This is a genomic window from Geobacter anodireducens (assembly GCA_001628815.1).
GTDB lineage: Bacteria > Desulfobacterota > Desulfuromonadia > Geobacterales > Geobacteraceae > Geobacter > Geobacter anodireducens.
The window spans coordinates 2,487,586-2,506,070 of record CP014963.1; the positions used below are offsets into that span (position 1 = coordinate 2,487,586).

15 protein-coding genes, 2 pseudogenes and 1 other annotated feature are annotated in these 18,485 nt (G+C 62.6%); of the genes and pseudogenes, 10 read left to right on the forward strand and 7 right to left on the reverse strand.

Annotated elements, in window-relative coordinates; genetic code table 11:
* Positions 1–6 precede the first annotated feature (6 nt).
* Both A2G06_11455 and A2G06_11460 read left to right on the forward strand, forming a co-directional pair.
* A complete protein-coding gene (locus tag A2G06_11455; GenBank protein ID ANA40791.1) occupies positions 7–1,914 on the forward strand; it encodes a cation acetate symporter in 1,908 nt (635 codons plus the stop codon).
* Positions 1,915–1,999: 85 nt separating this feature from the next.
* On the forward strand, positions 2,000–3,208 hold the full coding sequence (locus tag A2G06_11460; protein ID ANA40792.1) for a nucleotidyltransferase: 1,209 nt from the start codon (positions 2,000–2,002) through the stop codon (positions 3,206–3,208).
* 5 nt (positions 3,209–3,213) lie between these two features.
* Here A2G06_11460 and A2G06_11465 read toward each other — a convergent pair whose 3' ends face one another.
* The 5 genes and pseudogenes from A2G06_11465 to A2G06_11485 form a co-directional block, all read right to left on the reverse strand.
* Complete coding sequence (locus A2G06_11465; GenBank protein ANA40793.1) at positions 3,214–6,258, reverse strand: pilus assembly protein PilY; 3,045 nt, start codon at positions 6,256–6,258, stop codon at positions 3,214–3,216.
* Between the two features lie 10 nt (positions 6,259–6,268).
* On the reverse strand, positions 6,269–6,787 hold the full coding sequence (locus A2G06_11470) for a pilus assembly protein PilX (GenBank protein ID ANA40794.1): 519 nt from the start codon (positions 6,785–6,787) through the stop codon (positions 6,269–6,271).
* Between the two features lie 13 nt (positions 6,788–6,800).
* Entirely contained in the window at positions 6,801–7,877 is a 1,077-nt protein-coding gene (locus A2G06_11475; protein ID ANA40795.1) for a pilus assembly protein PilW, read from the reverse strand.
* Between the two features lie 8 nt (positions 7,878–7,885).
* A complete protein-coding gene (locus A2G06_11480) occupies positions 7,886–8,284 on the reverse strand; it encodes a pilus assembly protein PilV (GenBank protein ANA41667.1) in 399 nt (132 codons plus the stop codon).
* A 255-nt stretch (positions 8,285–8,539) separates the two neighbouring features.
* A pseudogene (locus A2G06_11485) lies at positions 8,540–9,285 on the reverse strand (cytochrome C).
* A 194-nt stretch (positions 9,286–9,479) separates the two neighbouring features.
* Between A2G06_11485 and A2G06_11490 the strand changes: the two are divergent.
* Together A2G06_11490 and A2G06_11495 are read left to right on the forward strand one after the other, a co-directional pair.
* Positions 9,480–10,682 (forward strand): aspartate aminotransferase, encoded by a 1,203-nt coding sequence (locus A2G06_11490; GenBank protein ID ANA40796.1) that lies wholly within the window; start codon positions 9,480–9,482, stop codon positions 10,680–10,682.
* A gap of 122 nt (positions 10,683–10,804) precedes the next feature.
* Positions 10,805–10,881: a binding site (cyclic di-GMP riboswitch class I), on the forward strand.
* 64 nt (positions 10,882–10,945) lie between these two features.
* A pseudogene (locus A2G06_11495) lies at positions 10,946–11,796 on the forward strand (hypothetical protein).
* A gap of 65 nt (positions 11,797–11,861) precedes the next feature.
* Here A2G06_11495 and A2G06_11500 read toward each other — a convergent pair.
* Together A2G06_11500 and sucC are read right to left on the reverse strand one after the other, a co-directional pair.
* A complete protein-coding gene (locus tag A2G06_11500; GenBank protein ID ANA40797.1) occupies positions 11,862–12,737 on the reverse strand; it encodes a succinate--CoA ligase subunit alpha in 876 nt (291 codons plus the stop codon).
* A 57-nt stretch (positions 12,738–12,794) separates the two neighbouring features.
* Positions 12,795–13,952 (reverse strand): succinate--CoA ligase subunit beta, encoded by a 1,158-nt coding sequence (gene sucC / locus A2G06_11505; protein ANA40798.1) that lies wholly within the window; start codon positions 13,950–13,952, stop codon positions 12,795–12,797.
* Positions 13,953–14,100: 148 nt separating this feature from the next.
* On the opposite strand from sucC, the gene A2G06_11510 reads away from it, so the two are divergent.
* The 6 genes from A2G06_11510 to A2G06_11535 all read left to right on the forward strand — a co-directional run bounded on the left by A2G06_11510 (position 14,101) and on the right by A2G06_11535 (position 18,481).
* Positions 14,101–14,544, forward strand: a complete 444-nt coding sequence (locus A2G06_11510; protein ID ANA41668.1) for a hypothetical protein — start codon at positions 14,101–14,103, stop codon at positions 14,542–14,544.
* A 31-nt stretch (positions 14,545–14,575) separates the two neighbouring features.
* A complete protein-coding gene (locus A2G06_11515) occupies positions 14,576–14,965 on the forward strand; it encodes a hypothetical protein (GenBank protein ID ANA40799.1) in 390 nt (129 codons plus the stop codon).
* A 128-nt stretch (positions 14,966–15,093) separates the two neighbouring features.
* Entirely contained in the window at positions 15,094–16,209 is a 1,116-nt protein-coding gene (locus A2G06_11520) for a hypothetical protein (GenBank protein ANA40800.1), read from the forward strand.
* A gap of 48 nt (positions 16,210–16,257) precedes the next feature.
* The gene (locus A2G06_11525) at positions 16,258–16,497 is read left to right on the forward strand and encodes a tRNA methyltransferase (GenBank protein ANA40801.1); all 240 of its coding nucleotides are present in this window, start codon (positions 16,258–16,260) and stop codon (positions 16,495–16,497) included.
* 4 nt (positions 16,498–16,501) lie between these two features.
* Positions 16,502–17,563: a histidine kinase gene (locus A2G06_11530; protein ID ANA40802.1), complete on the forward strand. Its 1,062-nt coding sequence runs from the start codon at positions 16,502–16,504 to the stop codon at positions 17,561–17,563.
* 9 nt (positions 17,564–17,572) lie between these two features.
* Positions 17,573–18,481, forward strand: coding sequence for an alpha/beta hydrolase (locus A2G06_11535; GenBank protein ID ANA40803.1), 909 nt, complete (start codon positions 17,573–17,575; stop codon positions 18,479–18,481).
* Positions 18,482–18,485 lie beyond the last annotated feature (4 nt).

Below are 18,485 nucleotides of genomic sequence, written 5' to 3' on the forward strand. Positions count from 1 at the left end.
AATCCGATGAAGAGACTCATTGCAGCGTTTTCCCTCGCCCTCTCGCTGGGCACATTCGCCTGGGCCAACGAGCCGGCCAAAGCACCGGCCGCACCCCAGGAGCAGACCGTTGCGGCCCCTGCCCAGTCAGCAGCGGCCCCGGCCGCGCCCGCTGCTGAAAAAGCCGCCGTGCCGGCAGCACCGGCCGAGCAGAAGCATGAAGTGAAGGCCAACCCGATGGTCACCATCCCCATCTTCCTGATCATCATCGGCGCCACCATGGCCGTTGTGGTCTGGTCGGCCAAGCAGACCAAGTCGGCCGCCGACTTCTACACCGCCGGCGGCGGCATCACCGGTACCCAGAACGGATGGGCCATTGCGGGCGACTACATGTCCGCCGCTTCGTTCCTGGGGATTTCCGGCATCATTTCCCTCTACGGCTATGACGGGTTCATGTACTCGGTGGGTTGGCTCGTGGCCTACATCACGGTGCTCCTGATCGTGGCCGAGCCCTGCCGCAACGCCGGCAAATTCACCCTGGGCGACATCCTCTCCTTCCGCACCGAGCCCAAGTCGGTTCGGGCTGCCGCGGCCATCTCCACCGTTGCCGTCTCCACCTTCTACCTGACCGCCCAGATGGTCGGCGCAGGCAAGCTCATGCAGCTCCTGCTCGGCATCCCCTACAAGACCGCAGTCATCGGCGTCGGCATCCTCATGGTCGGCTACGTCGTGTTCGGCGCTGCTCTGCTCTCCGTCCTGGTGGGCCTCAAGTCGGGCATGAACCCGTTCACGTTCTTCAACGACATCGCCACCAGCTCCAACATCATCGAGCACGTGCAAAAGGTCGTCCTCAAAGACCCCGTTGCCGTGGCAGGCTTCGATTACGGGCAGCGCTTCCTTGAGCCGGGCCTCTTCCTGAAGAACCCGCTCGACCAGATTTCCCTCGGCATGGCGCTGGTGCTCGGCACCGCCGGCATGCCCCACATCCTGATGCGCTTCTTCACCGTGCCCACGGCCCAGGCCGCCCGCAAGTCGGTCATCATCGCCATGTTCATCATCGGCTCCTTCTACATCCTGACCACGCTCCTCGGCTTCGGCGCCGCCATCCACGTGACCCCGCAATCCATCATGAATGTGGACAAAGGCGGAAACATGGCCGCCATGATGCTGGCCCAGCAACTGGGCGGCGACATCCACCCCTTCCTGGGCGACCTGCTCCTGGCGTTCCTGTGCGCCGTTGCCTTCGCCACCATCCTGGCCGTGGTGTCGGGTCTGGTTCTGGCCGCTTCCGCTGCCATCGCCCACGACATCTATGTGAACGTCATCAAGGGAGGCCATGCCGACCAGCATGAGCAGGTAAAGGCTGCCCGGATCACCTCCTTCGTGGTCGGTGCCTGCGGCATCGTCATCGGCATCGCGGCCGAGAAGCAGAACGTGGCCCACCTGGTGGCCCTGGCCTTCGCCGTTGCCGCCTCGGGCAACCTGCCGGTCGTGGTGCTCTCCCTGTTCTGGAAAAAGTTCAACACCGCCGGTGTCATAGCGGGACTGGTGACCGGCACCATCGTCTCCATCGCCCTGGTGATGGTCTCCCCCAACATGACCTATCCGAAGAAAGTGGCTGAAGATGCACAGAAAGTTGTGGTCAAGCTGGAGGGGAAACAGGCGAGCGGTGCGGTTCTTACCGAGAAGGAAGTGGCGGACCTAGGCAAGGCCAGGGCCGACTACGAGACGAACAAGGACGGCACATCGTTCCTCGGTCTCGACAAGCCCCTCTTCGGGCTCAAGAATCCGGGCGTGGTGTCCATCCCGCTGGGCTTCATCGTGGCGATCATCGCCGCCCTTGCCTTCCCGAGCCGCCGTTCCGAGGAAATGTTCGACGAACTGTACGTCCGCCAGAACACCGGCATCGGCATCGCCAAAGCGGTGGACCACTAACGGGCTGTCAACGAATCAAACATTGTGTTAAACTTTGGGGGAAGGTCAGCCTTCCCCCTTTTTTTACCTTCGGAGCGCCTGGAAGATGCCCCATAGCGTCGAACAGCACATAACCGCCATCACTGATCGGATCAAGGATTTCGTCCGGTTTCTGGACCGGGAGGAAGTGACGCCGGTGCTGGCGGAATTGCGGGAGATGTTCGCCCGCGAGCTGCGGGCGACGGAGGGGTTCGCCTCCCACGAGCGCGAACTCCACGGCCGGATTCATCACGAATCCGATTACGAACAGTTGCGTGCCATCCATGACGAACTGAACACGCTGGAAATGGAGCGGTTCCTCGCCATCAGCTCCGTGGCGGCTCTCCACGCTAACTGCACGGAATACCGGGACATCCTGGCCGACCGGGCCCTCGTCCTGGCCGAAGGCGAAATGGAGCGCAACGGCCGCGGCCGGGCGCCATGCCGCTATGCCCTCTGCAGCATGGGGAGCGACGGCCGCGAGGAGCAGACCCTCATCACGGATCAGGATTATCTGATTGTCTATGGGGACGGGGGCGGAGAGGCGGCCGATGAATGGTTCCGGGAGTTCTCGGAGCTGATCGTGGAGCGGCTGGCACAGATCGGGTTCAAGAAGTGCACCGGCGACATCATGCCGTCGAACCCCACCTGGCGCGGCTCGCTCTCCCAGTGGCGACGCAAGCTTCTGGCCATCGTCCGTTACGAATACGAGGACTACGCCAAGAACCTCATGGACCTGATCGTGATCTCCGACGCGCGGCACGTGGCCGGTGACCGGAGCCTGGCGGAAACGCTCACCTCAACCATCAGGGCGTTGGAAAAGGATTATTTCCAGGTATTGTGGGGCATGGCCAAGGCAGCCACGGAAATGAAACTGGCTCTGGGATTTCTCAAACGGCTCTGGACCGAGGGATCCGGGGAACACAAGGGGGAGTTCAACCTGAAGCTGCTGGCCTGGGCGCCGCTGGTGATGAACGTCCGCATCCTCGCCATCAACCAGGGGGTGCCGGCCACCAATACCGTGAAGCGGATCGAGCACCTGGCCCGGGAGGGGAGCTTCTCGCCCCCGTTCGCCCACGGGCTCGTGGAAGCCTACGAGGTGCTCACCCGCCACCGGATTCTTCTGCAGATCAAGGTGATCAAGGGAATTCAGAAGAGCTCCTACTACCTTAATCCCTATACCCTCCCCGCCGAAGAGCGTGAAGCGATCCGTCAGGCCCTGCTCCGGATCGAGGACCTGCAGCGGACCATCCACACCAATTTCTCGATCATGTAGCGCCGTCACTTGAGCTGGCGCCAGCTCCGCAGGCCGATCTGGCTGCGGCCACTTCCCTCCAGCAGTTTGATGATTTCCCCCGTGGTCTTGGTGATGTACTTGTACTCGTGCTCATCTCCGGCCCCCGCGATGGCAGGCGTCGATGCGAGACCGTCCCCCAGGAGGGTGCCGGTGGGCTTCACCTTGAGATCGCCGAGTACCGTGTCGCCATAATCTACCTTCCCGTCCAGATTCACATCGAATACCGGCCTGATCACTTCCCCGCCGGTGTCCATGTTCAGCTCCATGAGCCAACTGATCCCGCCGAAACTGCAGGCATTGGTACTGGGGATGAAGGTGGTGAAGATTATCTTGCGCGACCGGGCCACCGGATCGGTGATCACCCGCTCCCCGGCCACGGGAAGGTCCAGATGCCACCCCTTGCTCAGGCCGATCGGATTGTTCGACGAGGTGCGCCAACTGCCCCCTCCTTCGTCGACCCGGGTAACCGTCTGGGCGGTCAGGTCGGCACGGGTGAGCAGGGCCCCGTTGGCAGCCTGGGCGTTATCGGGGTTGCTGGTGCTGTTGTAATCATAGACCCCGTAAAAGGTCTGGGCCTGGGTAGAGGAGATGTCCGTGGACTCATAATATTTGCCGGTGCCGAAAAAGACGATCTGGTAGCCGCCGCGCAGAACCACGTCGGGAACCGTGGTGATCGGCTGGACACTGCCCGCGGCAGTTTTCGCCCGGAACAGGGCCACGGGAGTCCCCGATCGTTTCCAAGCCACGTCCCAGGTGCTCCTGTTACTGCTGGAGAGGTCGAACTTCCAGAGGTGGCCCGTCAAATCTCCGGCATACACATAGTCCACAAAGCCGTCGGCATTCCTGTCAATGGCGGCCGGCGTGGCGAGACCGTTGGGCGAGACGCCGCTGAAGGTGCTCGCATCCGCGACGATCTCCCGAATAACCGCCCCCGTTGCCAAGTCAGCCACGATCAGGGTTGCGGCACGCCCCGAGGTGGTCCCCTCGTAACCGTTGGCCAGCAGCGCAACCCAGCGGAAGCCGCCCGACAGGGAACTATCCTTGAGCTTGACGATCAGGGGGGTGCCGAAGGAGTATCCCAACCCCACCACCGTACCGCTCGTTTCGCTTGGTGAAGTGTTGGTGATCTCCCAGAGGGGAATCGGGTTGGCGGCGTCGGTCACATCCAGGGCGAAATAGCCCTTGCCCCCCTCCCGCAGGCCGCAGACCGCAATGGTACGCCAGGATGGCGACGTTTCAGGCTTGCCGTCGAGGCCTTTGGCGGTAATGAACGCATCACCCACCGTGATCGCGCCGTTGACGTAGTTGGTGTGAGTATACGGGGTGGCGCGGAGCAGTTTCAGCTTGGGCAGGAGAATATTCGGAATAAAGGCCCACTCCTCGGCACCGGTGTCGGCATTGAACGCGTGCAGCATCCCGTCGTTGGCCCCGGCCAGGATCAGCGACTGGCGCGTGGCGTTGTTTCGCTTGAACGTGGCGTAGTTGTTGTCGCTGTAGTAACCGTCCGGCGGCCCGAGAATGACCGGAGCCGACTGGACCATGTCGCCGAGCTTGCTCGCCCGATGCCGGTAACCGGCCGGTTCGGCATCGCCCCGCACGTAGCCGATCATGGACGCGGTGCTTGCCGACGAGAAATTCATGAACCCGGCAGGGGCAAGGGTGGCTGCATTGGCGGAGGTAAAGTCGACCCGCCGGTACACGCCCGACTGGACGCCGGCGGTATAGACAGTGCGGGCGGAATTGGCATTCAGCAGCGCCCCGGCCTCCCACTTCGGCGAATCGGGATAGCCGGTAATGGCGCCGTTTGCCTTGTTGATGCCGTAGGCCTCCAGGTAGCCGCTCCAGTCGGTCGAATCGAACCGGGCCCGGTAGAGCGTGGTGTTTGAGGTGAGATATGCGGTACTGATCGCCACGGCGCTGGCGGAAGACTGTCTGCCGAGGATATCGTTGACGGCGTTCTGGAGAGCCGTTGCCAGGTCCATGCCCGACGTGGTGGTGTAGTAGGAGCCGCCGCCGTTCTCGGCGGTCGTCCGAAGCAGGCTGCTGTCAATGGTCATGCCGATGGTGTAGGTGGTGACGTTCTGGGTGCCGTCATGGGCTGCGGTTGCGTCGCTGCTGTTCATATGGGCGGCCACATCGGCCAGGTGGCTGTCGGCATCCATGGCATTGTCGCACCCATGGGAGCTGAAGTCTCCCCGGTAGCAACCGTCATAGGTCGGTTCGCCGTCGGTCACCACAATGGTGAAACTCTTCTGGCAACTGGATGTGATGGGGCTCGTATAGGAAACGCCGGAGTTATAGAGGGAGGCACCTCCCTTGAAGTACTGCCAGACCTCAGACAGGGCCTCGCCCAGGGGGGTCCAGGTCTCGGCGCTGATCCCGTTCACGCTCGTGTCGACGGTGGCTGAGGTCAGGTCGCCGCAGGTTCTGACAATGCTCCCGCCGTCAGTCTGCTTCCTGCCGAACCTGTCATAGCCGTCCACATTCAGTTTCGCCAGCCCGAACCTGACGCCTGACACGGTCTTCACCAGATTGCTGATGACCCCCCGCGCCGTCTGGATCCGGGTTTTCTGGAGCGCCGCATCCGTGCTCACCATGCTGCGCTGGCCCAATGTCGCATGATAAAACAGCCAGTTGAGATAGTTCCCGTCCCAGCGGGTATTGTCATAGGGAAGCGGAAGCGTGATGGTGACGCTGTTTTTGGTGAAGGTGCCCTTTTTGTCGTCCCGGATATAGTCGTTTCCGGTCGAAAGGTAGTGATACCCGTTACTGGTTGTCTGATAGTAGGTCCGGTCGTTGTCGAACTCGCCGCTGTAGCGGGTTTTGGGGTCGAACGCAGGGTGCTGCATGATGGTGTCCATGCTGCCCGAGTTGTCGAGCAGGATCATGACGTTGGGCTGGGAGATATTGAGCAGGAACAGGGGGATCTGCGAGACCGCGGCCAGAGCCAGGGATGCGGCGATGCCGGCAACAGCCACTGCCGCAGCCAACAGAGCAAACTTTTTGAGGGTCGGGTTGTCGGTGTTCATGGCAGGCTTCCTAATAGGCCGCAGTGGTGACCACCTGGATGTGCCTCGTGACAGTGGCGTTCCTGTTTTCACCTTCGGACGTAATCCGGTAGTAGTGGACCATGGCCCCGGCCGACGTGGATGTCCCCAGCTTGGCGCTCTCGCCCCCCGCATAGGAGGCGGGCGCGTTTTTCAGGTGCTGGATGTAGTAGCGGAATCTGCCGCTCTCCACACCGTCTGCCGTGACCGGTTCGGCATCGCTCCATACGGTGGCTGCGGTCGGTCGGGAGGTGGTGGTGTTGCTGAACCACGGGGCCGGGTTAAGCTGGTTCTCGGGCGCGGAACCCTGGTTCGCCAGCCACGCCAGGCCTGCCTTCACCCCGGATTCGGCGGCAAAAAAAGCCTTCTGTGATTCCTGGTAATGGGTGCTGAAGAGCATATCCATGAGGGTTGTCCGGTACAGGATCGCCACCATCAGGGAAAGCACCACCATCAGAACAAGGGCCAGCGCCAGGGCGGCTCCCCGGTTGTTTGTCAGCGGACGGACCATCGCGTCTCCCTTTTCACATATCCCTGATGGCAAGGTTTCGCAGCGAGATTGTCGTGCTCATCACCATCCGGCGGTATCCTCCCCCGCTCCGGGCCACACCGTTGCCGTCGTCTCCGGTGAGCCGGATGGAATCTCCGGCCCCGTACTGCCGATCAGGCTTTGCCGTTCGCACGATAATGCTGATCCGCACTGCCCGCAGCTTGTCGACGTCATGGTCGGGGTCGTCGGTGACGGGAGCATCGAGCCACGTGCCATCCCGGAAGTAATATTTGACCTGAAAATCCTCGATCCCCGCGGCGACCAACCGCTCTTCCACTGCGCCGGTCAGGCCGGCCTGGGACTGCCGGCGCAGGTTCATGTCGGCATCCACGTAGTACCTCACGGTGCGGAGGGCCTCGGGGGCCAGTCTCAGCACCTTGGCTCCGACCGGATAGCCGCCCGGTGGAAACAGGTCGACGGCAGGGTTGGACGGATTGTAGAAGGAGGCCAATGGCCCGTCGCCCGCGCCGTTGCCGTGCTTGACCGACAGCCCGCCGGCGGGTGTCGTGTCCGTTACCATCAGGATTGAGCCGTACTTGGCAAGATCAGTGGGATCATAGATGATGATCAGGTCGTTAGCGTTAATCCCGTCGATCGAGCTGACCGGGGTATTGCTCGACGATGGCGGCGGGACACTTCCTGACAGGGTAATGTCCGGCATCACGTCGGAGGGCTGATCGCAATAACGGATGGCGATGGAATCGGTATCCGCCGCCGGCACTGCCGCCTTGGGGGAGCCGAAGACGTTTGCCTCGACGACTGCGCAATAGTTGCCGGTGACCGTACCGACCCCCTTGTTGTAAAACCGTATCTTCAGGTTCCCCACATCGCTCAGGCCGTAGCCGGTCATCCGCAGGTCCCGCTCCATGGCGGCCATGGCCAGCCGGGCCTGCTGCTGCATCCGCACGGTCCCCTCCCGGACAAGGTATTCCTGCTGCCCGCGGAGGAATACCGTTGAAACGCCGGCCGTGACAATCGCGAAGATCACGATCACCACCAGCACCTCCACAAGGCTGTACCCCTTTGTGCCACCAGGCCGGAATGTCGTCATCGCCGCCTCTAGTAGTCCCGCTTCAGCATGGTGAACGTTCTCGATTTCTCGCGGCCGCTGCTGTTCCACCTGATTCTGACCGTAACGGTCTTGATCCCCGCCTCGGGGACATTGTCCTCCACCTTGACCTCTCTTACATAGCCGGCAGCCGCCGCATTGGCGCTGGTATAGGGTTTGAACGCGCCGCCGGTGGCGGGCAAAGAACTGCTATCCCTGGCAGTGAAGCGCTCCAGCATGTCCTGGCCGAGACTGGCCGCCACGGTCATGTCGCGGGTGAACCTGCCGGAATTGATGGACATCCAGAGAACCATGATGACCGACAGAAAGCCGACCACCAGAATCAGCAGCGCAATGAGCATCTCCACGAGGCTCATGCCCTGCTGGCTCGAAAGACATCCCTTGACCATCACTCCCGGCTTCGTCATTTCTTTGGCCCCGATTTCCGCCTTTTTGACTTCATCATACCCTGCAACGATACCCCATTGTCGAATGCAGCAACGCCCGTGCCACATGTCCGGAGGCCGCAAACCGGCGCACGGGGCGGGGATTGAGGCGAGCCGCGAAGGGGCATCGGCCCCCTACTATGAAAAACATGCGGCGTCATGCCCCTTGAGAGCGGGCATATGGCCGAAGGTCCCTGCGTGACGTTTTCGGCGCGGCGCTCAGCGTGTTACCGATGAATAGGCGGCACAGGCCCGCTCCGCCCCAGTGAGCAGGTCCATCATCTCCCCGGCCGACCCGGGCTGGGGTGCGTCAACCAGCCGATGCTCCATGCACTCAGCATAGCTCCGAAAGGACGGGGGCGCGGCGCCTTCCATGACCTGAGCGGCATCCGGCACGCCCGCCGGCGGCGGCGCGCCGCCGTCTTTGTGCTCAATACCGCTTTACCGCGCGTTCTGGTGAACGTCTTGCGGGCCGGCGATCCGGCCGGTTCCTGCAGATCAGCGGCGGATCGGGGATTATCGGTGAAATAGACGCTTCCGTCCCGCGCTTTCAGCTTGTACAACACCATGGGCGGAGGCGGAGGAGGAGCCTCTTCCGACGCCTGCTCCGAAACTGGTTCTCCTGCCCGCTCGGAACCGGTCTTTCCTCCGATGTTACCGGCCGGTGCGTCACCGGCGGCCGGTTTCAGCGGCTCGCGAGGGGCCGGTATCGATAGTGCCGCTTCAATTTCTCCCTCAGGCCTGCGGGCAGTCGACACCGGGGGACGCATGCCGGCAGGGATGGCAAACCCGTTCTTGAGAAAGGCGGTTCCAAAATCATTGAGTTTCGGAATCCTGGAATGGCACCCGTCACACTGCATGCCGTATTTTCCGGAAAAGGCCGACATGGCCGAGGCATCGGCGTACTGCCATGCCAGCACGGCCACTGCAACCAGAATCCGCAACATCCACGAGTTCACCCCCATCATGCCCCCACTGTTTACCCGTACTCGTTCGCTGACGGCGATACCGCACCGTCTGTCACCGGCTCACCATAATAGTAAGCAATTCTCATTCCTTCAACACACAAAAACATGAACACTGCCGGCCATCCCCCCCTTGCCCTTCCCCATCCCCCTGTGTTACAAGCTGGTATACATTTTTCCCACAGAGGTTCGTCATGCCCATAGCCACGAAAATCGCCGGCCACATTTCCAAGTCGTCCTGGATTCGCAAGATGTTCGAGGAGGGGGAGCGGCTGCGGCAGATCCACGGCGCCGACAACGTGTACGACTTCACCATCGGCAATCCCGATACGGAGCCGCCCCAGCAGTTCCGGGAAGAGCTCCTCAACCTGGCCCGGCATCCCGTGCCCGGCATGCACCGCTACATGAGCAACGCGGGCTATGCGGAAACCCGCGGTGCCGTGGCCGAAGTCCTTTCGGAGGCAGCAGGGCTGGAGGTGAAGGCCGACCATGTCATCATGACCTGCGGGGCCGGCGGCGCCCTCAACGTGGTCCTGAAGACCATTCTGAACCCCGGGGAAGAGGTGATCATCCTGGCCCCCTACTTCGTGGAATACAAGTTCTACATCGACAACCACGGCGGGGTGCCGCGGGAAGTCTGGACCGACCGCGGGACCTTCCAGCTCGACGTGGCGGCCATCGAGGCGGCCGTGACCGCCAAGACCCGGGCGATCATCATCTGCTCGCCCAACAACCCCACCGGCGTCATGTATCCCGAAGAGAGCCTGGCGGCCCTGGGCGAGATGGTGGCGCGGATGGAGCGGCGCTTCGACCGCCAGATCTACGTCATCTCCGACGAGCCCTATGCCCGGATCAGCTACGACGGCAAGCAGGTGCCGAACATCTTCCGGTTCGTGCAGAGTTCCGTCATCGTCACCTCCCACAGCAAGGACCTGGCCCTGCCCGGCGAGCGGATCGGCTATCTGGCAGCCAATCCCCGTGCGCGCGGCGTGGAGCAGTTCATGGAAGGTGCGGTCTTCTCCAACCGGGTCCTCGGCTTTGTCAATGCGCCGGCCCTCATGCAGCGGCTCGTGGCCAAGCTGCAGCGGGCCTCCGTGGACATCGGCGAGTACCAGGCCAAACGGGACCTGTTCTACGACAACCTCACCGCAATGGGATTCAGGATGGTGAAGCCCGACGGCGCCTTCTACCTCTTTCCCCAATCACCCCTGGCGGATGACGTGGCATTCGTCACCATGGCCCAGAAGCACCGCATCCTGCTCGTCCCCGGTGCGGGCTTCGGCGCGCCCGGCTTCTTCAGGATCGCCTACTGCGTGGATCGGGGGGTCATTGAACGGAGCCTGCCCGCATGGCGGGAGCTGGCCCGGGACGCGGGGCTTTCGGGGGGATGCAGGTAGCCGGAAACCCAAAGCAATTTCATTATGAACCCTGCATCACAATATCCCCTGACTTGACTTTGCGGATTGAAATACGCTAAGGTCATGTCACTTTTGACATAGCATCAACACCTGCCGCAGATACACGACAATACTAAACCATCCGCGAGGATGGGACGGAAAGCCCACAGGGTCTCCCCGAGACAGCCGGGTCGCCGAACTATCGATACCGATATTCAGGCGGCCCGGTTTTTTGTTGTGGTGGCGAACAAGGAGACAACAGTATGACCATGGGGAAAAAAATACAGGAAATGGCGGTATGGATAGAATTTCTGGTTGGATCGGGTCTTGCGATCTTTTTCCACCTGGTGCTCCACTACGAGCAGGCCGCCTACGTGATCTTCGGCATCGGCATCCTGCTGGCCCTGGGCACCTACCTGATCCGGGAGGACATCGAAAAAAACCGTGCCCACTTGGTGGAGCAGTATCATCAGTCCCATGAGATACCCTTTGCCCTGGCCAGCATCACCGATCCCGAGTGTCTGGCAAAGGCCCATGAGTTGATTGCCGGTGCCAAGCGGAGCATCACGCTCCTCCAGCAGGGGTACATACCGCTCGACGAGAACGAATTCTATCTGGAAGGGGCACGGCTGTCCGACCAGGCGGTGCGCGAAATACGGGCCGTGGATCCGCTCACGGCAGGCTACTGGACCCGGGGGGCCCTGGTCAACTTCTACCAGGCAAACCTGCGCGCCTGGACCGGGGGGTGAGGATCAGAAGGATCTTTGTCCTCAACCGGGAAGAGCTGGCCGAGCCCGAGATCCAGAAGGTGCTCCTGGGCCAATACCGCGACGACATCGACATCAGGATCGTCTATCGGGACGAATTGCCGGCAACGGGCGACGCCATCGGCAGAGACACCAACAGCTCGTTCGACTTCGCCCTCTACGACGACCGGGTGGCCACCGACGTTTTCGCCCATCCGGGCAAGTACTACGGCAGAAAGACGGGACATCCCGTTGAAGTGGCCAAGTACCGGCACCTCTACGACCTGATCGAGCACAGCGCCCATGCGGTCTGCGAGGAAGGGGACCGGATCGCGCCGTCAGCCGGGGCCATGCCGTTGGCATCATGACCTGGTTGAAAAAAGGCCGTAACCCCCAGGAGGGTTACGGCCCTGTCACAGGGTAGCGGATCAGCCTATCCCCTGCCCAACGCCTCCAGCATGGCGACGCCCATCCGCGTGGGGCTGGTGGCCACCACCACCCCGCATTCGGTGAGGGTCCGGATTTTGTCCTCGGCCTTTCCCTTGCCGCCGGTAATGATGGCGCCGGCATGCCCCATCCGCTTGCCCGGAGGAGCGGTGACGCCGGCGATGAAGGATGCCACCGGTTTTTTCATGTGTTCCGTGATCCAGTAGGCCGCATCCTCCTCGGAGGTGCCGCCGATCTCGCCGATCATGAAGACCGCCTCGGTATCCTTGTCCTCGTTGAAGAGCTTGAGCACGTCGATGAAGTTCATGCCGATGATCGGGTCGCCGCCGATGCCGACGCAGGTGGACTGGCCGAGCCCCGCCTCGGTGATCTGCTTGACCGCCTCGTAGGTGAGGGTGCCGCTGCGGGAAACCACGCCGATCCTGCCGGGCTTGTGGATATAGCCGGGCATGATTCCCACCTTGCACTCGCCCGGAGTGATGACCCCGGGGCAGTTCGGTCCCACGAGCCGGGTCCGGCTCTCCTGGAGGATGCGCTTCACCGGCACCATGTCGCGCACCGGAATCCCCTCGGTGATGCAGACCGCCAGCTCCAGTCCCGCGTCGGCCGCCTCAAGGATGGCGTCGGCCGCGGCCGGCGGCGGGACAAAGATCATGGACGCGTTGGCTCCGGTGCACCTGACCGCTTCCTCGACGGTGTTGAAGACCGGAATCCCTTCGATGTGGATTCCCCCTTTGCCGGGGGTGACGCCGGCAACGATCTTGGTGCCGTAGTCCCGGCACTGCTGGGTGTGGAAGAGTCCGCTGCGGCCGGTTATGCCCTGAACGACTATTTTCGAATCGCTGTTGATGAGTATGGACATGTATGTTCTCCGTTTATCCCGAAAATGGAGGGCGGGGATATCCCGCGCCCGCACGCGTCAGCCGAGCATCCCCACGATCCGTTCCGCACCCTCGCCCAGGGAGTCGGCGGTCTGGACGTTGAGCCCCGATTCGACCAGCAGTTGCTTCCCTTCTGCCACCTTGCTGCCGTCCATCCGGACCACGATCGGCAGGGTGCAGTGCACCTCGCTGGCAGCTTCGATGATCCCCTGGGCGATCACGTCGCAGCGCATGATGCCGCCGAAGATGTTGACGAAGACCCCCTTCACGTCCGCATCCTCCAGGATGATCTTGAAGGCCTCGGCCACCTTCTCGCGGGTGGCGCCGCCGCCGACGTCCAGGAAGTTGGCCGGCTCGCCGCCGAACTCCTTGAGCACGTCGAGGGTGGCCATGGCGAGCCCCGCGCCGTTGACCATGCAGCCGATAGTGCCGGAGAGCTTGATGTAGGAGAGGTCATACTTGCCGGCATTGATCTCCAGGGTGTCGAGCTGGGAGTAATCCACCATGTCCGGGTATTCCCGGTGCCGGAAGATGGCGTTGTCGTCGAAGTTGATCTTGGCGTCCATGGCCATGAGCCAGCCGGCACGGGTGACCACCAAGGGGTTGATCTCGACCAGTGAGCAGTCCTTTTCCAGAACCACCTTGTAGAGATTGAGCATCAGCTCCACGCAGTCTTCGCAGAGGGTGCCGGAAAGCCCCAGGGCCAGGGCGATGCGGCGGGCCTGGAACGGGCGAAGTCCCGTGTAGGGGTCGATGGTGAGCACATGGATCTTGTCCGGGGACTTCTGGGCCACCTCCTCGATGTCCACGCCCCCTTCGGCCGAAGCGATGAGGCAGTAGCGGGAGGTGGAACGGTCGAGGGTAATGGAGAGATAGAACTCGCGGGCGATCTCCACGGCCTCCTCCACCAGGATGCGGCGGACCTTGAGCCCTTCGGGTCCGGTCTGCGGGGTGACGAGGCGGCGGCCGAACAAGTCCTTGCCGTAATCCTGGGCCTGTTCCGGATGATGGACCAGCTTGACGCCCCCGGCCTTGCCGCGCCCGCCGGCATAGATCTGGGCCTTGATGACGCAATGCCCTCCCATCTCCTTGGCCGCCCGCTCCACCTGGTCTGAGGTGAGGGCCACCCGACCCCGGGGAACCGGGATGCCGTAGGCGCTCAGTATTTCCTTTGCCTGGTACTCATGAATGTTCATGCCGCCCCCTTTAGTATTAATAAAACGGTTTTACGTATACCATACGCACGACAAGAGTGGTAAGACAAACTCACAGAGCCAACCTTAACTGTTTACTCCTGTCGTCAACGACTTATAATGATACCAGACTATGTCCAGGGAGGAAGCCGTGCCCGGAACCGATCTTCAGGAACTTGTCGCCCGCGGGATGAAGGCCGCCGACAGCGGCAGGACCGCTGCAGCACTCGAATGTTTCGAGCGGGTGGTAAGATTGCAGAGCACCCCTGCCAACTGGTCCTATCTCGCCTTCTGCCTTGCCCGTGAGCGGCGGCAGTTTGAGCATGCGACCCGGCTCTGCGAGGAAGCGGTCCGCCGCGAGCCCCACAGCTCGGTTCTCTATCTGAACCTGGGAAAGGTCCATCTCCTTGCCGGCCGCAAGGACGACGCCATCAGAACCTTTCGCCAGGGACTCCTCTACGAGCGCAATGCCTTGATCGAATCGGAACTGCGCAGGCTCGGGCTGAGGAAACCACCGGTCCTGAGCTTTCTTGCCAGGGAACATCCTGTCAACAAATATCTCGGCATAGTGCTGAAAAAGTTGAAGATACGATGAGCCACCCGGGGCGATTGAAAGGAGGGGCGCCATGATCAGGCACCTGGAATTCAAGAGCAGAGCGCGAACCGACATGATCGACATCACGTCCGCGGTACAGGAGCAGGTGCGGTCTGCCGGAGTCCGGAACGGCGTGTGCCATCTCTTCGTGCTTCACACCACGGCGGGAATCACCATCAACGAGGGGGCCGACCCGGCGGTCCAGCGCGACATGGTCAGCTTCCTCGACCGGCTTGTCCCCATCGATCCCTACTTCACCCACGCGGAAGGGAATTCGGACGCGCACATCAAATCAACCCTCACGGGAACCTCACTCACCATTTTCATCGTGGAGGGGAAATTGCTGCTCGGCAATTGGCAGTCGGTCTACCTCTGCGAATTCGACGGGCCACGTCATCGGCGGGTAGCCTCAAGGTGGTGAACGATCCCTGACGCATCCACGGCTCAGTCACGGATCCCGTTCCTCAAGTTTCCCGTTGTTTTGCCGATAGGAATACTCATGAAAGAGTACATACTCGATAGCACTCCGCCCCGGACAGGGGGACGGCCATGATCGGAGCCGCCGGATCTCTCGTGGCGGCCGGCCTGCTGCTGGGGATGATCGCGGGATTTGTCATGCACCGCTCCGATTTCTGCATGGCGGGCGCCTTCCGCGACCTGTTCCTCTTCGGCAGCCTCACCATGCTTCGGCCCGTGCTGCTCATGTCAGCGGCAGCCATGGTCCTGTTCGAGGCCGGACGCTTATGTGGCCTGGTATCGCTGCCCCCTTTCCCCCTTTTCGAGATCCCCTCCGCATCGAACCTCGCGGGAGGCGCCATTTTCGGCCTCGGCATGGTGCTGGCGGGAGGATGTGTGGTGGGGACCCTCTACCGGGTCGGGGCAGGAAACGTCGCCGCCATGGTTACGCTGGCGGGACTCGTGGCGGGGAGCGGGCTCTACGCGGAGATCCACCCCGCCTGGAAGCGCCTGGCCGATGCCACCGCCATGCCGGCCCTGGGAACGACGGTCCCGGCGTACCTGGGGATCGAATCCTATTGGCTCACGGTGCCGCTGGCCACCGGCGCCGCCCTGGTCTTCCTCCGCTGGCGGCGCCAGGGCAGGCTGACCCGCCAGGCACAGGTGGAAGGCTACCTCCAGCCGTGGCTGACCGCGCTGGTGCTGGCGGGAGTCAGCCTTCTGTCCGTGATGGCCACCACCATGCCGCTGGGGGTGACCACGTCCTACACAAAGGCGGGAGTATGGCTTCTCGACCGGCTCGCTCCCGGACACCTGGCCGAGCTCTCCTACGTCCGGACACTGCCGCTCAACCTAGCGGCGACAACGCCCCTCGGCGGCATTCCCCTCATCGGCGGGCCCGCTCCGGTAATGGACGCGATCACGCTTGTCCAGGTACCGGTCATCGCCGGAATCATCGCGGGCAGCGCGCTTTCCGCGCTCCTGCTGGGGGAGTTCGGCCTCCGCTACCGCATCCCGGCCCGCCAGTACCTGGCAGCCCTGGCTGGCGGGATTCTCATGGGCCTTGCCGCACGGATGGCCCCCTCCTGCAACATCTGGCACCTGGCCGGAGGACTGCCGATTCTGGCGTGGCAGAGCATTATCTTTACGGCAGGACTCCTGGCCGGCGCCTGGCTGGGGAGCAGAGCCATCGCCCGATGCCTTGCATGACCGGCCCCTGACGGGCTTCCGGACCATCCCGCGACAGAGGTGTATGCCATGACAACCATTGAATTCGACATCCGCGGCCAGATATGTCCCTCCACGCTGCTGACGGCGCTGAAGGAAATCAACCACCACCGCACCGGTCTCAAAAACGGGAACTGCATGCTCGTGTTCCTGACCGACAACCGGGATGCAACCATCACGATCCCGGAAACGGTGCGCAACATGGGATATGGGGGCCAGGTGGAAAAGCGCGACGGATACTACGTACTGACGATCTCACGGGCGGGCTGAAGCAATGGGCATCATTGATACCTTGAAATCATTTCTCGGCAACCTGTCCGGCAGGGACGAGATCCGCCGGCTCCACAGGGAAAACGAGAAGTTGGCCGAGCGGGAGCGCAAGGCGATCGCCTATATCCGGGAGAAGACGAACCACCTGCTGGCCACCATGGGCACCCTCCCCCTGCGCCACGAAGAGCTCGACGACCGCAGCCTGCTGGAAGTGGATCCCATCGGCATCGTCTGCAACTCCTTCGAGCAGATTCTCGAACACATGAAAGAGGTGAATGCCGAGCTGAAGCTGGCCCATGACGAGATTCAGGGGATCTTCGACTGCTCCGACGCCGCTATTTTCGTGCTGGACACCTCGAGGAACATCCAGGCGAGCAATTCCCAGGCCCGGAAAATATTCGCCTACGACGGCAACCCCGTCGGGAAGACCTGCGATGAGATGATCTGCCGCATGGAGCACCCCGACGACTGCATTTTCGCGAGCATCATGGCCTCGAAGCGCGCCGAGCGGCGCAGCGAGTGCGGCCGCGTCGGAAGATGGTTCAACGTCCACGGCGCCCCCATCAAGGACCGTTTCGGCGACATCACCCACGTGGTTCTCTTCTACACGGACATAACCGAGGAAAAGCGGGTGCTCGACACGCTCCGCGAACGGGAGGGGATGTACGACCTGATCCTCGACAACGCCAGCGACCTGTTCCAGAGCATAGCCATCGACGGCTCCATCAACTACGTGAACCGGGCTTGGCGCACCACCCTGGGCTACACGGACGAAGACCTCGCCACGCTCTCCATCTTCGACGTCATCCATCCGAAGTCCGTGGACCACTGCCGGGAAATCTTCTTGAGACTGCTGGCCGGCGCGCGTTCGGGGCCGGTCTCCTTCTCCTTCGTGACAAAACACGGCCGGACCGTGCCGGTCACCGGCTCCGTATCGTGCAATTTCCGGGACGGGAAACCCTATGCCACCTGTGGCATTTTCCACATCATGTCCGGCATCGGCCAGGACAGCGCCGCCCCCTGCCCCGGCACGGAGGACCGGGCCGACAGCCAGCGCGCCGGCTGATCCGCGGCCATGGCCAGCACTGCTTCCGGTTCCTGTTTCGCCCATTCCCCCGACACCCTCATTCACTATCGTACCCACGGCTGCGGCCCGGTGCACGTGGTCTTCATCCACGGCTTTGCCGCGGCCCTGACCACCTGGGACGACCTGGCCCCGCTCTTCCCCCCCGACCGCTTCACCCTCTACCTGATTGACCTGAAGGGGTTCGGCTTTTCGTCCAAGCCGCGGTGCGGATCGTATTCCCTTGAAGAGCAGGCCGCCGTGGTCACGGCCTTCATAAAGGCACAGGGGCTTCGGCAGGTAGTGCTCGCTGGGCATTCCCTCGGCGGCGGCATCGCGTTGCTGGTTGCCCTCCGGGCGGGTGAGCGGGGTGACGACGGACTGATCGGCCGGCTGGTGCTCCTGGACTGTGCCGCTTACCCCCAGCGGCTTCCCCGCTTCATGCGGCTGCTCCGGGTACCGGTGCTCGCCCGGCTCGGCATGGCCCTGATCCCGGTACGCCTGATCGTCAAGGCCACCCTCCGCGCGGTGTTCGAGGACCCAGCCGCCATCACGGCGGAACGCATCCTGCGGTATGAAACCTGTTTCGGCAGAAGGGGGATAGCGCGGGTGCTGATCCGGACCGTGCGGGAGCTTTCCCGGACCGATGCCTCAACCGTCATTCAGCGGTATGGGGCGATAGACATTCCCGCCCTCATCATCTGGGGAGAAAACGACCGCATCGTCCGGCCGGCCCAGGGCCGCCGCCTGGCTGAGGACCTGCCGTCGGCGCGACTGGCCGTCATCGGCACCTGCGGTCACAATCCCCACGAGGAGCAGCCACTCAGGACCTACGAACTGATGCGGGAATTCATCGAACAAGAAGAGGAGAAGGGCGAGGGTGCGGGCACCGCGCAACGCGGCAGATGGCCTGCGCAGTAGTTCT

What these genes read in the sequence shown, in the direction of transcription:
- A2G06_11455 (ANA40791.1), top strand. Translation starts at nt 7, where the DNA reads ATGAAGAGACTCATTGCAGCGTTTTCCCTCGCCCTCTCGCTGGGCACA.
- A2G06_11460 (ANA40792.1), top strand. Translation starts at nt 2,000, where the DNA reads ATGCCCCATAGCGTCGAACAGCACATAACCGCCATCACTGATCGGATC.
- A2G06_11465 (ANA40793.1), bottom strand. Translation starts at nt 6,258, where the DNA reads ATGAACACCGACAACCCGACCCTCAAAAAGTTTGCTCTGTTGGCTGCG.
- A2G06_11470 (ANA40794.1), bottom strand. Translation starts at nt 6,787, where the DNA reads ATGGTCCGTCCGCTGACAAACAACCGGGGAGCCGCCCTGGCGCTGGCC.
- A2G06_11475 (ANA40795.1), bottom strand. Translation starts at nt 7,877, where the DNA reads ATGACGACATTCCGGCCTGGTGGCACAAAGGGGTACAGCCTTGTGGAG.
- A2G06_11480 (ANA41667.1), bottom strand. Translation starts at nt 8,284, where the DNA reads ATGGTCAAGGGATGTCTTTCGAGCCAGCAGGGCATGAGCCTCGTGGAG.
- A2G06_11490 (ANA40796.1), top strand. Translation starts at nt 9,480, where the DNA reads ATGCCCATAGCCACGAAAATCGCCGGCCACATTTCCAAGTCGTCCTGG.
- A2G06_11500 (ANA40797.1), bottom strand. Translation starts at nt 12,737, where the DNA reads ATGTCCATACTCATCAACAGCGATTCGAAAATAGTCGTTCAGGGCATA.
- sucC (ANA40798.1), bottom strand. Translation starts at nt 13,952, where the DNA reads ATGAACATTCATGAGTACCAGGCAAAGGAAATACTGAGCGCCTACGGC.
- A2G06_11515 (ANA40799.1), top strand. Translation starts at nt 14,576, where the DNA reads ATGATCAGGCACCTGGAATTCAAGAGCAGAGCGCGAACCGACATGATC.
- A2G06_11520 (ANA40800.1), top strand. Translation starts at nt 15,094, where the DNA reads ATGATCGGAGCCGCCGGATCTCTCGTGGCGGCCGGCCTGCTGCTGGGG.
- A2G06_11525 (ANA40801.1), top strand. Translation starts at nt 16,258, where the DNA reads ATGACAACCATTGAATTCGACATCCGCGGCCAGATATGTCCCTCCACG.
- A2G06_11530 (ANA40802.1), top strand. Translation starts at nt 16,502, where the DNA reads ATGGGCATCATTGATACCTTGAAATCATTTCTCGGCAACCTGTCCGGC.
- A2G06_11535 (ANA40803.1), top strand. Translation starts at nt 17,573, where the DNA reads ATGGCCAGCACTGCTTCCGGTTCCTGTTTCGCCCATTCCCCCGACACC.